This window comes from Bradyrhizobium sp., assembly GCF_049519115.1.
Lineage (GTDB): Bacteria > Pseudomonadota > Alphaproteobacteria > Rhizobiales > Xanthobacteraceae > Bradyrhizobium.
On sequence record NZ_JBEKRB010000014.1, the window covers coordinates 73,449 to 87,044 of the forward strand.

General features: G+C 61.6%; 13 protein-coding genes. 10 read left to right on the forward strand and 3 right to left on the reverse strand.

The window, feature by feature from the left end; translation table 11 throughout:
• Positions 1–47: 47 nt before the first annotated feature.
• Both ABSE61_RS13455 and ABSE61_RS13460 read right to left on the reverse strand, forming a co-directional pair.
• Entirely contained in the window at positions 48–857 is an 810-nt protein-coding gene (locus tag ABSE61_RS13455) for an SDR family oxidoreductase (RefSeq protein WP_423871608.1), read from the reverse strand.
• 243 nt (positions 858–1,100) lie between these two features.
• Complete coding sequence (locus ABSE61_RS13460; protein WP_423871609.1) at positions 1,101–2,159, reverse strand: polysaccharide deacetylase family protein; 1,059 nt, start codon at positions 2,157–2,159, stop codon at positions 1,101–1,103.
• A 491-nt stretch (positions 2,160–2,650) separates the two neighbouring features.
• Between ABSE61_RS13460 and ABSE61_RS13465 the strand changes: the two genes are divergently transcribed.
• From ABSE61_RS13465 to phoB, 10 genes are all read left to right on the forward strand, one after another.
• Positions 2,651–4,054, forward strand: a complete 1,404-nt coding sequence (locus ABSE61_RS13465; protein WP_423871610.1) for an OmpA family protein — start codon at positions 2,651–2,653, stop codon at positions 4,052–4,054.
• Positions 4,051–4,347 carry a hypothetical protein gene (locus ABSE61_RS13470; RefSeq protein WP_423871611.1) on the forward strand — a complete coding sequence of 99 codons (297 nt, stop codon included), beginning with the start codon at positions 4,051–4,053 and terminating at the stop codon, positions 4,345–4,347. Before ABSE61_RS13465 ends, ABSE61_RS13470 begins: the two co-directional genes overlap by 4 nt.
• 345 nt (positions 4,348–4,692) lie before the next feature.
• Positions 4,693–5,748: a lysylphosphatidylglycerol synthase domain-containing protein gene (locus tag ABSE61_RS13475; protein ID WP_423871612.1), complete on the forward strand. Its 1,056-nt coding sequence runs from the start codon at positions 4,693–4,695 to the stop codon at positions 5,746–5,748.
• Between the two features lie 54 nt (positions 5,749–5,802).
• A complete protein-coding gene (locus ABSE61_RS13480) occupies positions 5,803–7,101 on the forward strand; it encodes an ATP-binding protein (protein WP_423871613.1) in 1,299 nt (432 codons plus the stop codon).
• Between the two features lie 122 nt (positions 7,102–7,223).
• On the forward strand, positions 7,224–8,234 hold the full coding sequence (gene pstS / locus ABSE61_RS13485) for a phosphate ABC transporter substrate-binding protein PstS (protein ID WP_423871614.1): 1,011 nt from the start codon (positions 7,224–7,226) through the stop codon (positions 8,232–8,234).
• 320 nt (positions 8,235–8,554) lie between these two features.
• Positions 8,555–9,544, forward strand: coding sequence for a phosphate ABC transporter permease subunit PstC (gene pstC / locus ABSE61_RS13490; protein WP_423871658.1), 990 nt, complete (start codon positions 8,555–8,557; stop codon positions 9,542–9,544).
• A 1-nt stretch (position 9,545) separates the two neighbouring features.
• Positions 9,546–10,391, forward strand: coding sequence for a phosphate ABC transporter permease PstA (pstA, locus tag ABSE61_RS13495; protein ID WP_423871615.1), 846 nt, complete (start codon positions 9,546–9,548; stop codon positions 10,389–10,391).
• The gene (gene pstB / locus ABSE61_RS13500) at positions 10,388–11,224 is read left to right on the forward strand and encodes a phosphate ABC transporter ATP-binding protein PstB (RefSeq protein ID WP_423871616.1); all 837 of its coding nucleotides are present in this window, start codon (positions 10,388–10,390) and stop codon (positions 11,222–11,224) included. Before pstA ends, pstB begins: the two co-directional genes overlap by 4 nt.
• An 89-nt stretch (positions 11,225–11,313) precedes the next feature.
• Complete coding sequence (gene phoU, locus ABSE61_RS13505) at positions 11,314–12,030, forward strand: phosphate signaling complex protein PhoU (protein WP_423871617.1); 717 nt, start codon at positions 11,314–11,316, stop codon at positions 12,028–12,030.
• A 64-nt stretch (positions 12,031–12,094) separates the two neighbouring features.
• Positions 12,095–12,796: a phosphate regulon transcriptional regulator PhoB gene (gene phoB / locus ABSE61_RS13510; protein WP_423871618.1), complete on the forward strand. Its 702-nt coding sequence runs from the start codon at positions 12,095–12,097 to the stop codon at positions 12,794–12,796.
• Between the two features lie 153 nt (positions 12,797–12,949).
• Here phoB and ABSE61_RS13515 read toward each other — a convergent pair whose 3' ends face one another.
• Positions 12,950–13,459 (reverse strand): GcrA family cell cycle regulator, encoded by a 510-nt coding sequence (locus tag ABSE61_RS13515; protein ID WP_423871619.1) that lies wholly within the window; start codon positions 13,457–13,459, stop codon positions 12,950–12,952.
• Positions 13,460–13,596: the final 137 nt, after the last annotated feature.

The following is a 13,596-nucleotide window of genomic DNA, read 5'->3' on the forward strand; positions in this document are numbered from 1 at the left end:
TCAAGCCGGGGGCATGACAGGCGAAGTTGGCGTGCGAGGGATCAAGGTCAACTATCCCACCCTCCGCCCTTGATGCCGGGATTGGCATAGACGATGCCGCCATCGACCGCGATGGTGGCGCCCACCACATAATCGCCGGCGCGCGAGGCGAGATAGATCGCCGCTCCCGCCATGTCCTCGTCGGTGCCGATGCGCCCCGCAGGCACGCGCGTCGCCACCTCGTCGGCATTGTCGCGCGCCGCCTTGTTCATGTCGGACCTGAACGGACCGGGCGCGATCGCCGACACCACGATGTGGTCGCTGATCAGCTTGGCGGCCATCCGGCGCGTCAGGTGAATGAGCCCGGATTTGCTGGCGGCATAGGAGTAGGTTTCCAGCGGATTGACGAAAATGCCGTCGATCGAGGCGATGTTGATCACTTTCGCTGGTTTCTCGGCGCTGGCGGCAGCGCGCAAAAGTGCGGCGAGCGCCTTCGTAAGAAAGAACGGCGTCTTGAGATTTAGGTTGATCACCTTGTCCCAGCCGCTTTCCGGGAAATCGTCGAAGTCCGCGCCCCAGGCAGCGCCCGCATTGTTGACGAGGATATCGAGCTTGCCCTCTCGTTTCGTAATCTCACCTGCCAGTGTCTCGATGCCGGCGTTGGTGGAGATATCGATCGGCAACGCAATGCACTCGCCGTCATAGGCGGCGCTGAGTTCGTTTGCGGTGGCCTCGCACGCCGCCGCCTTGCGGGCCGTGATGTAGACTTTGGCCGCGCCCTGGCTGAGAAAACCCGCCGCGATCATCTTGCCGATGCCGCGCGATCCGCCGGTTACGAGTGCAATTCGGCCGCGAAGCGAAAACAGATCGGTGAACATGCGCGTCCCTCCCTTTAGCTTTTGATCCATTGGCTTTTGACCGAAGTTCTGGGCGCGGGAGCAGGGTTAGTCAAGAAAGACACCATTGTCGTCCCTGCGAAAGCGGGGACCCATAACCACCGGCCGTAATTTTGGCTAAGCTGATTGCCCCAACCATCGCAAAATAGGCAGCGGTGGTTATGGGTCCCTGTGTGTTGAAGGTCTGTCATGATGGGGTGGACGGGACGACGGCGGGTTTTTGTCTTACGCCGCGTTGACGCGGCGAAAGCCGTTCCACATCGCAGTGGCAGCGCCCGAGGTCAGCACCGGCAGGAGTCGTTCGTCCTGATAATTGCCGTTGAGCGAAACCCGCGGCAGCGCGGTCGGATATTCCGCGTTTTCGGGAAACATCATGCCCGGCCGCGTCGTCACCGCGGTCTTGAAGCCGGCCGCCTTGGCGAACGCGAATTCGCGTGGGCCGGCAGCAAGCCTGTCGCCATAAGGATAGGCGAAGTGCAGCACGGGGCGATGGATGGCGCTTTCAATCCGCGCCCGGCTTGTCGTCATCTCCTGGCTCGCGATCTCGTCGGGCTGCTGGGCCAGATTGCAATGGGTCACCGTATGCGCGCCGATGCCAACCAGCGGATCGGCGGCAAACGGGTTCAGTTCGTCCCAGGACATGCAGAGATCGCGGCAGATCGCGGCCTGATCGATGCCGTGGCGCGCGCATAGCTTGCCGATCTCGCGGGCCAGATCGTCGCGGCCCGGCAACGCCCGCAGCCAGTCATGCAGACGCTCGAAGGCTGCATTTTTGGCTGAAAGCGTCGATGTGTCGATGGGACTGGTCTTGCCGTCGATATCGGCCTCGACGCTAGTAGCCTTGGCAATCACCCTCTCCAGCAAGACCCACCACAGATTCCCGGTGTTTTGCGCAAAGTCGCTGGCGACATAGACCGTAAACGGTGCGTCAAATTCGCGCATGATCGGAAGCGCAAAATCCCGGTTGTCGCGATAGCCGTCGTCGAACGTAAAGCAGGCGAAACGCCGCGAGAAGTCTCGCCCGGTCATCCGGCGGTGCAATTCGTCCATGGTGATGATGTCGATGCCGCGCGAGCGCAGATGGACAAGGACTGCGCGCAGGAAGTTTGGCGCGACTTCGAGATGGCTGTTTGGCTGAAAAAGAGCGTCGCGCGGCGGCCGCACGTGATGCAGCATGAAAATGCTGCCGATGCCGGCGAAGACCGGTCGAAACAGACGATGCGCACCGGTGACATAAAGCGCTTCCAGGCCGGCGCGAATGACCTTGCTGCGTAACTGCTTCATCGGAAATAGCTGGCCGGTTGAAAAGGGCGTTTCAAGCTAGCTGCACACTTCTGAAGAAACGATTAGCCTTGCCCGCCGCCTCTCGTGCCCACCCCGGCTATTTCGGGTTTGACAGCCCCGCAAGGGTTTGTTTTCTCTCTCTTTCCGGTGCCTGTGCTTGGCGGTCCGGGCGCGGCCTTTTGCGAGGCCTTGCGTCGGGGGCGAAAAGCGATAACGGATCAGAGTGTTACTGGTATGGCGGATTTGACATTCGATTCGATGTCGCGGCGAGTTCTTCGAGCGAATGTCAAATCCAAAGCCACACCAAATCTAAATTTGCTAGCGGTCCAGTTGATTCTGACGTTCGCAAAAGTGGCCGTTGAAAAGGAATGCGAACGTTAGAATCGGACCGCTAGTCCCCCCTTTTCCCGGAATTCGCCCGAGGGGAAGATGCCTATAGGATTTTTGCGAATTTCGGAAAAGACGAGGCGTCCTGCCTCGCGGGATGTCGGATGCGCGGATTAGTCAGGTGGAGTAGCAAGTGGTGGCCTGGAACGATTCCGCTGGCCGTCCTTTGGGCTTTGGCCGCCTGGATCAACACTTCGCAACTTGAAACCGAACTTGCAGGCCGTTCGAACGCCGCGCTCAAGGATATTCTGCTCGACAAGAGCAGGATCACGGTGAGCGGTCGCGATGTCACATTGGCCGCTGATGCCTTTTCGGAAGAAGGCCGGCGGAACGCGGTTGCCGCGATCGACGCCGTGCCGGGCGTGCGTCTGGTCAACGATGAAACCCGTCTCGTTTCCGAGGCCAAGCCGTTCGTCTGGTCGGCCGAGCGCGATGTGGTGCGGGTGACCTTAACCGGCAGTTCCCCGGTGCCTGCGAGCAAAGGCAAATTGCTGGAGGCCGCGCGCGCCGACCTGGGCGGGGTTGAGGTGGTCGACCAGACCAACCTGTCACGCGGCGCGCCGCCGCGTTTCGACGAGGCCGCGCTGTTGCTGCTGGATCAGGTCGCCAAACTGAAGGATGGCAAAGTCACGATTTCGGACACCAAGGTCAGCCTCTCCGGTATGGCACGCGAACTCGGCGGCCGGGAGGCGATCGCGGCGGCGCTGAAAAATCTGCCCGAAGGTTTTTCGGTTGCCTCGAACGAGGTCAAGGCGCCGCCCTATATTTTCCAGGCCAACAAGGATCCGGTCGCATCGACGCTGACACTGACGGGCTATGTGCCCGACAATAACGTACACGCAGCGATCGTGGCTGCGGCGGGGCGCAAATTCTTCAACGAAAAAGTCGTCGATAATCTCAAGGCCAGCCTTGGATCGCCGCCGGGTTTCGCCGCGGCCGTGGTGCCGGCGCTTGGCGCGCTGTCACGCCTGTCGACCGGGACGCTGGTGGTGTCGGATCGCGAAGTAAAGCTGTCGGGAGATGCGCTCTACGAGACTGCGCCGGGTCAGCTTCGCGGCAATCTGGTCAAGGATTTTCCGCAAGGCTGGCAGCTCAAGGCGGATATTTCGGTCAAGCCGGCGGCCGCGCCGGTGGATGCAACCGTCTGTCAGCAGTTGTTTTCGGAAGTGCTCGCCAAAGGGACGGTCCGTTTTGAATCCGGGCGTTCCAACCTCGACCTAGATTCGGCTGGCCTGCTCGATCATCTGATCGAGATCGCGCTGCGTTGTCCGACCACCAATATCGAGGTCGCCGGACATACCGACACCGATGGCGACAGTGCCACGAACCAGGCTCTGTCCGAAAAGCGCGCCCAGGCGGTGGTGGATTATCTGGTGAAGGCCGGCTTGCCCGCGGGCCGGTTTGCCGCGACCGGCTACGGCAGCGCCCAGCCGGTGGCCGCCAACGACACCGACGATGGCAAGGCGCGCAATCGTCGCATCGAATTCCTCGTGAAGGAGCAGCCATGATCTTTCTGGCGACATTTCACTGGAGTTGGCTCCTTCTCGCGCTGCTATTGGGTTTTGCCATGGGCTGGATCGCGGTGGTTCATCGTGGTCACGGTGTGTCGAAGGGGCTGACGCTTGGGCTAGCCGCTTTGGTCGCAGCCCTTCTGGCGGCGGCGCTGGCGCACGTCGTTCCGGGCCGGCCCGGCTATTGGCTGGACCTCGGCCTGATAATCTTCGCGCTCTATCTGATCGGCTGCGGAATAGGTTCGTGGCTGCGCGACCGGGTGCTTCCCGGCCCTGCCGGCGCAGGCTGAGGCGGATCGAGATGGACGGCACCCACGCCACGTTCGGATGTCCGGCCGCCACAACAGGGCCAATGGCCGACCGTTCGCAGCCACGGGCCGCCTTTCGCTCCGGCATACCGCCGCGTCTCATCGCCGCAGGAATCCGAGCGGCGTCTGGTTGCCAAAACGGATGCCTAGATCGCGGGCAATGGGTGCTTTCCTTGGGCCAGCGCGGAGCATCTAATATGTTGAACGGGAAAGCTTATTAGCATGAAGCGAATTCCACTTCGGCGCAAAACAAGCTAACAGAGGGATCGGGGCTACCGGAGCGGGCTTAGCATTTGCTCCGGACGTGTGTGCGAGACCGAGGTCTAGATGCTGGAACCAATACGCCGGGCGATTTCGTTTCTTCGCCACAGGCAAATCTTGCACAAGTTGGGTGTCGCGGTCAGCATCACCGTCATCGGCATCGCCTGCTATGTCCTTTATCATATGCTGCGCGACATCGACACCTTCGAGGTCATCGAGGCGATCAAGAGCACCGAGCCCCGATCGATAGCGCTGGCGGCGCTGTTTGTCGCCGCGGGTTATTTCACGCTCACCTTCTACGATCTGTTCGCCGTCCGCGCGATTGGCCACAGCGACATCCCGTACCGCGTCAATGCACTCGCGGCCTTCGCCAGCTATTCGATCGGGCACAATGTCGGCGCCAGCGTTTTTACCGGCGGTGCGGTGCGCTATCGCATCTATTCGGCCTGGGGGCTCAATGCGATCGATGTCGCCAAGATCTGCTTTATCGCCGGCCTGACGTTCTGGCTCGGCAACGCGGCGGTGCTGGGGATTGGCATCGCCTATCATCCGGAAGCCGCCTCTTCGGTCGATCAACTGCCGTCCTGGCTGAACCGTGTGATTGCCATCGCCATCATCATCGGCCTTGTCGCCTATGTGGTCTGGGTCTGGGTGCGGCCCCGCAATGTCGGACGCGGACCATGGACGGTGGTGTTGCCGGGCGGACCGCTGACGCTGTTGCAGATCGCGATCGGTATCGTCGATCTCGGCTTTTGCGCGCTGGCGATGTACACGCTGGTGCCGGACGAGCCCAATCTCGGCTTCGTCGTTGTCGCGGTGATCTTTGTTTCGGCGACGCTGCTCGGCTTTGCCAGCCATTCCCCCGGCGGCCTTGGCGTCTTCGACGCCGCCATGCTGGTCGGCCTGTGGCAGATGGACAAGGAAGATCTGCTCGCTGGGATGCTGTTGTTCCGGGTGCTCTATTATATCGCCCCGTTCGTCATATCTGTAATCTTATTGACGTTTCGGGAGGTTATCATCGGAACCCGGTCGAAACGGTTGCGGCAGGCCGCGGCCGCAATGGCCGTAGAACCGCCGCATGAAGCCGTGTACGTCAGGGAGCGCAAGGACTCCGGAGCCTGACGCGACGGCCTGCAGGGATGAGATTGCGAATTTCGGAATCGGAACTTTAGCCCCATGGCAATAGACGATTCTCCCTCGTTCTTTTTCTCGCCGTGGCCGGACAGGTTGAGGCATTCCGCCATCATCCTTCTGGCGGCGGCGCTGGCGCTGTCCGCGGTGGTCGTGCTCGGCGAATTGTCGGTGCTGCGGGCCGCGGCGATTTTCGCCTGCATCGCCGCGGCGGCGCTGGTGCCATGGCGTCTGCACGATGCTACCATGTCGCGTGAGGATGTCCGCGGCGTCAATCCGGTTGAATCCGCCGCGGTCGCCGCCGTCGTTTCCGGCATGCCGGATCCGGCCGTGCTGCTCGACCGCGCCGGTCGCGTCATTCACCTCAACGCAGCCGCAGCCCAGTTGGCGCCGGCCTTGCGTAAGAACGAACTCGCGCAATTCGCACTACGCTCGCCGGAAATCATCACCGCGCTGCGTGAAGCCATCGCGACCACGGAAACGCGCCGCGCCACCTATCTCGATCACGCGCCCGTCGATCGCTGGATGGAACTCGTCATCATACCGGTGCCGGTGCCGACGCTGTTCGGCGGCACCGACAAGTGCATGCTGATGACCTTCCATGACCAGACGCCGCTGCGCCGGGTCGAGGAGATGCGCGCCGATTTCGTCGCCAATGCCAGCCACGAATTGCGCACGCCGTTGGCGGCGCTGTCGGGCTTTATCGACACGCTGCAAGGGCCGGCCCGTGAGGATACCAAGGCGCGCGAGCGCTTTCTCGGCATCATGCACAGCCAGGCGACGCGAATGGCCCGGCTGATCGACGACCTGTTGTCGCTGTCGCGGGTCGAACTGTCTGCCCATGTCCGCCCGGATACGCTGGTCGATATCGTGCCCATCATCCGCCAGGTGGTCGACGGGCTGGAGCCGCTGGCGCGCGAACGCCAGGTCGATGTCAGCGTCGACCTGCCGGAGGCGCCGGCCTGGATTGCCGGCGATCGCGAGGAACTGTTGCGGCTGTTTGAGAACCTGGTCGAGAACGCGCTGAAATACGGCGCCGCGGGCGGCAAGGTGATCGTTTCTTTGATCGCGGCGATGTCCGGCGAAGGCCAGCCGGAGGTGCGGGTTCTGGTGCGCGATTTCGGCCCGGGTATTGCCCCGGAGCACCTGCCGCGGCTGACCGAGCGGTTCTACCGGGTAGATGTCGGCGACAGCCGCGCCCAGGGGGGAACCGGGCTCGGACTATCGTTGGTGAAACATATTGTTAACCGCCATCGCGGCCGGCTTTTGATCGAAAGTGTGCTCAAAAACGGCGCCACTTTTACCACCTGTTTTCCCCAGGCCCGAGGGCCGGCATCGACTTGAAGTCAAGCAACTTCAATGGCTTGGTCCTGTCATCCAGACGTCATCAAACCTTCGTAAAAGCGGCATTGACGGGTCCTAAACGGACCGCGTGAGCGCATTCGCTTACGAGATGGAGACCAGCAATGAATTTCATGAAAACAATCGTCGCTGTCGGCCTGGTCGCCGCATCGACGTCGGCCTTTGCCGCCGACATCACCGGAGCGGGTGCGACGTTCCCGTTCCCGATCTATTCCAAATGGGCCGACGCCTACAAGAAAGAGACCGGCAACGGACTGAACTATCAGTCGATCGGCTCCGGCGGCGGCATCAAGCAGATCGAAGCCAAAACCGTGACGTTCGGCGCGACCGACATGCCGCTGAAGGTCGATCAGCTCACCAAGGACGGCCTGGTTCAATGGCCGATGGTGATGGGCGCGATCGTTCCGGTCATCAACCTCGAAGGCGTCAAGCCGGGTGAGGTGGTGTTCGATGGTGAGACGCTCGCCGACATCTATCTCGGCAAGATCACCAAATGGGACGATCCGGCGATCAAGAAGCTCAATCCGAACGTGAAGCTGCCGACTGATGCGATTACCGTCGTCCGCCGTTCCGACGGATCGGGCACGACCTTCAACTTCACCGACTATCTCTCCAAGGCAAGTGCGGACTGGAAGAGCAAGGTTGGCTCCGGCACCGCGGTTGAATGGCCGGTTGGCGTCGGCGCCAAGGGCAACGAAGGCGTTTCCGGCAACATTGGCCAGACCAAGAACTCGATCGGCTATGTCGAATATGCCTACGCCAAGCAGAACAAGCTGACTTATACGGCGCTGGTCAACAAGGCCGGCAAGGCCGTGCAGCCGACGAGCGCCTCGTTCCAGGCGGCAGCCTCCAATGCCGATTGGGCCAATGCTCCCGGCTACTACGTGATCCTCACCGACCAGCCGGGTGAACAGTCATGGCCGATCACGGCTTCGACCTTCATCCTCATGCACAGGGAGCCGGCCGATAAGGCTGCCTCCGCGGAAGCCGTCAAGTTCTTCAAGTGGGCGTTCGCCAATGGCGGCAAGATGGCCGAAGAACTCGACTACATTCCGATGCCGGACGCCGTGGTCAAGATGATCGAGAAGACCTGGTCGGCAGACATCAAGAGCTGATTGCGTCTTGCTTAAACGTCTGACCCGCCCGGATGCGCCGTGTCCGGGCGGGTACGACCTTCGGCCGGTCGTTGGAGCTGTAGCGGAAGAATCTGGAGCGGAAGAATCTGGAGCCGAAGACTTGGAGCCGAAGACTTGGAGCCGAAGACTTGGAGCGAACGTCGCGGTAAAACGTCCTGGTCCGGGGATTTAGATTTGGCCTTCTGGACGTGTTTTCACGAAGAGTCAGCTTCAAGGCAAAGACCGCTGTCGGCAAGGCGGCTTCTGGCAAAGCGACGAGTAGAACTTTGAACCAGATTGAAGGAATTGGCGTGGCTGATATGGCGGTTCAAAGCGGAGCAGTCGACGTCGCTGGACCTTACGACCGCGCCAAGGCGCTGAGCGCATTCAAGGCCGGGGACGTCACCTTCTACTGGATCACCCGTATCTGCGCGATCTCGGTCCTGCTCATCCTTGGCGGCATCATTCTGTCGCTGATCGTGGGCGCATGGCCGGCGATGAAGGAATACGGCTTCGCTTTTCTCTGGACGCAGCGCTGGGCGCCGTCGGCCGATCCCCCCGTACTCGGTGCGCTCGGCCCGATGTACGGCACGCTGGTCACCTCTTTTATCGCGATGCTGATCGCGATCCCGGTGGGTCTCGGCATCGCGATTTTCCTCACCGAGCTTTGTCCGCAATGGCTGCGCCGGCCGATCGGAATTGCGATCGAATTGCTCGCCGGCATTCCATCCATCATCTACGGCATGTGGGGCTTCTTCGTGCTGGGGCCGTTCCTGGCCTACACGTTCCAGCCGTTCATGATCAGCCTGTTCGACGGCATTCCGGTGCTTGGTTCGATCTTCGCAGGCCCTCCCTCTTATTTGAGCCTGTTCAACGCCGCCCTCATTCTCGCGATCATGGTCTTGCCATTCATCACCGCGATTTCCGTCGACGTCTTCAAGACGGTGCCGCCGGTCCTGAAGGAAGCCGCCTACGGCGTCGGCTGCACGACCTGGGAAGTGGTCCGCAACGTCGTGATCCCCTATACCCGCGTCGGCGTGATCGGCGGTGTCATGCTGGCGCTTGGCCGCGCGCTCGGCGAAACCATGGCGGTCACTTTCATCATCGGAAACTCGTTCCGTATCTCGTCCTCGATCTTTGCGCCGGGCACCACGATCTCGGCTGCGATCGCCTCCGAGTTTGCCGAGAGCGACGGGCTGCATCAGTCCGCGCTCATCCTGCTCGGCCTGCTGTTGTTCGTGCTGACCTTCATCGTGCTGTCCGCGGCGCGGCTGATGCTGCTGCGCCTGGAAAAGAAGGCGGGCAACTGACATGAACCCGATCTACGCCCGTCGCCGCCGCAAGGACATCGTCATCCGTGCCCTCTGCATCGGCGCGGCGGTGTTCGGCGTCACCTGGCTGGCGCTGATCCTGTTCACGCTGTTCTTTAACGGCTTCCAGGGTCTCAATCTCGAGCTCTTCACCCAGAACACGCCGCCGCCTGGCGCCAACGAAGGCGGCCTTTTGAACGCGATCACCGGCTCGGTCATCATGACCGTAATCGGCGTCGGCATCGGCGCGCCGCTCGGCCTGTTCGCCGGCACCTACCTCGCAGAATACGGCAGGAACGACCGGCTCACCTCGGTGATCCGTTTCATCAACGACATTCTCCTCAGCGCGCCCTCGATCATCATCGGCCTGTTCATCTACGGCGTCATCGTGGTGCCGATGGGCAGTTTCTCGGCGCTGGCTGGATCGCTGGCGCTGGCGGTGATCGTGATTCCGGTCGTGCTGCGCACCACCGAAGACATGCTGCTGCTGGTTCCCAATCCGCTGCGTGAGGCGGCTTCCGCGCTCGGCTTGCCGCGCTCGCTCGTCATCAAGCGCATCGCCTACCGCGCGGCGCGATCCGGCCTGATCACAGGCGTGCTGCTGGCGACCGCCCGCGTCGCCGGCGAAACCGCGCCTCTGTTGTTCACCGCGCTCTCCAACCAGTTCTTCAGCCTCGACCTGACCAAGACGATGGCGAACCTGCCGGTGACGATCAACAATTTCGTGCAGAGCCCGTACGCCTACTGGAAGCAACTCGCCTGGAGCGGGGCCCTCCTCATCACGCTTACCGTACTCACTCTCAACATTGGCGCACGCATTCTCGGCGCCGAGAGGACGACCAAATGACCGATCTTTCTGCCACCGTCAGTGTTCCCGCCACACCAGCGCCGTCGATGGCCGCTCACGCATCAGGCCAGGCGGAGGCGCCGGCCAAGGTCACGGCACGCGCGTTGAATTTCTACTACGGCGAACACCACGCGCTGAAGAACATCAATATCACGCTCGGCACCAATCGCGTCACCGCCTTTATCGGCCCGTCGGGCTGCGGCAAGTCGACCTTGCTGCGGATTTTCAACCGGATGTACGACCTCTATCCCGGCCAGCGCGCGACCGGCCAGTTGATGCTCGACCAGACCAACATTCTCGATCCCAAGCTCGATCTCAATCTCTTGCGCGCTCGCGTCGGCATGGTGTTCCAGAAGCCGACGCCGTTCCCGATGACGATCTACGAAAACATCGCGTTCGGCATCCGCCTTTACGAGAAGATCTCCCGCTCGGAAATGGACGACCGGGTCGAGAAGGCGCTGCGCGGCGGCGCGCTCTGGAACGAGGTCAAGGACAAGCTCAATGCGTCGGGCTTAAGTCTGTCCGGTGGCCAGCAGCAGCGGCTCTGCATCGCGCGCACCGTAGCGGTGCGCCCCGAGGTGATCTTGTTCGACGAGCCGTGCTCGGCACTCGATCCGATCTCGACCGCCAAGATCGAGGAACTGATCCAGGAACTGGCCGAAAGTTACACGATTGCGATTGTTACCCACAACATGCAGCAGGCTGCCCGCGTCTCCGACAAAACAGCTTTCATGTATTTGGGCGAATTAATCGAGTTCGATGAAACCAACAAGATTTTCACCTCACCAAACGATCGGCGAACCCAGGACTACATCACCGGCCGCTTCGGCTGACACGTGTGATCCCGGCAACAGATCACGCTCAAATCAGGGAATAAGATCAGGCTCGGCTACGATCGGAGCAGGGTCTCAAGGAGAATAAGATGGCCTCAGAGCATACCGCCAAGGCGTTCGACAGCGATCTTCAGGAGTTAACCCGGCTGGTCGCCGAAATGGGCGGTCTTGCCGAGCGCATGATCGTCGATGCCGTCGATGCGCTGATCCGCCGCGACGTCACGCTCGGCCGGCGCGTGGTCGAGACCGACGTCGAGATCGACAATCTGCAGCGCCTGATCGAGGAGCGCGCGGTGCTGACCATCGCCCGGCGCCAGCCGATGGCGGTGGATTTGCGGGAGATCGTCGGCGCGATGCGGGTCGCGACCGATCTCGAACGGATCGGCGATTTGGCCAAGAACATGGGCAAGCGCGTCGCGGCGCTGGAGAGCGATTTCCAGCCGCTGAAGCTGATCCGCGGCCTCGAGCACATGACTGATCTCGTGCAGGCCCAGGTGAAGTCGGTGCTCGACGCCTACGCGGCGCACGATCTGCCGGCGGCGATGACCGTCTGGAAGAACGACGAGGAAGTTGACGCGATCTGCACCTCGCTGTTTCGCGAGCTGTTGACCTACATGATGGAAGACCCGCGCAACATCAGCTTCTGCATTCATCTGATGTTCTGCGCCAAGAACATCGAGCGGATCGGTGACCATGCCACCAACATCGCCGAAACAGTATTTTACATGATCGAAGGCCAGCAAATTCTCGACAAACGACCGAAAGGTGACATGACGACTTTTGCCACAACCGTGCCCGGAAACTGATGGTTCCGGGTCAATCGCATCACACACTTAAAACGCATTTCAAGGACGAAAGAAGGCTACGCACATGAGCGCACGCATTCTGGTGGTGGAAGACGAGGAAGCGCTGACGACGCTGTTGCGCTACAACCTCGACGCCGAAGGATATGACGTCGAAACGGTCGGACGCGGCGACGATGCCGACACCCGCCTGAAGGAACGGATACCCGATCTGATCGTGTTGGACTGGATGCTGCCGGGACTGTCCGGCATCGAACTGTGCCGCCGTCTGCGGGCGCGGCCGGAAACCAAGCAGCTCCCGATCATCATGCTCACCGCGCGCGGCGAGGAAAGCGAGCGGGTGAGGGGGCTTGCGACGGGTGCGGACGATTACATCGTCAAACCGTTCTCGGTGCCGGAATTACTGGCGCGGGTCCGCGGCTTGTTGCGCCGTGCAAGCCCCGAGCGGCTCGCCACCGTGCTCACCTATGGCGACATCGAACTCGATCGCGAGAAGCGCCGCGTCGCCCGCTCCGGCCGCCCGGTGGATCTTGGACCGACCGAGTACCGCTTGCTTGAATTTTTCCTGGAGCATCCCGGCCGCGTGTTCAGCCGCGAGCAATTGCTCGACAGCGTCTGGGGCCGCGACATCTATATCGATGAGCGTACGGTGGACGTGCATATCGGACGGTTGCGTAAATTGCTCAATCCTGGTCGTGAGCAGGATCCGATCCGCACCGTGCGCGGCGCGGGCTACGCACTCGACGATCGCTTCGCGAAGGTCGAGTAGCGTCGGATGGATAGTGGTCGTCCCTGCGAACGCAGGGACCCATATTCACCGGTTTCAGGTTTTTGAAAAAGCTGGAGCGCCAGCCAGACATAGCCACACGCACCTGTGGCTATGGGTCCCCGCGTTCGCGGGGACGACATTTGTCGCTGTCTCTTAGCGCGTCGTCTTCGGCGCTTGACGGCGCCGGTCGCCGGTCGGCTGATAGGCGATCCGCGAGTGATGCGCGCAATAGGGCAGGCTGTTCAGCGCCTTGCCGCCGCAGAAGAAGAATTCCGGGCTCGAGGGATCGCCGACCGGCCAATGACAGGTGGCCTCGTTCAATTCCAACAGCGACAGCCGCTGGCTCATCGGCACCACATTGTCATAGGCAATCGGATCGGGATCCAGTTCGACCTCGAAAGCATGCGCCAGCGCGGTATTGCCGCGCGAGACCGGGCGCGACACCCGCATCATGTGCTGGGCGGGGCGCGCCTTGCGCGGACGCGGCGCGGCCGACGAGGGACTCTTCGCGCGGCCGGACAGGCCGAGCCGGTGCACTTTGCCGATTACCGCATTCCGCGTCACGTTGCCGAGCTCAGCGGCGATCTGGCTCGCCGAAAGGCCTGCTTCCCAGAGTTTCTTCAGTTGCTCGACGCGATCTTCAGACCAGGTCAATACCGTCATCGCACTCTTTCCTTCGCGTCGCGCCGGCCTGTTGCGGGCAGCGCTGCGATGCAAATCGTCTCAAAAATCCCTTCCGGCAGAATCCCTTAGCCTTCGCCGGGCGCAAAAAGCGCGCCTGGACGTTTACGCAAAACACT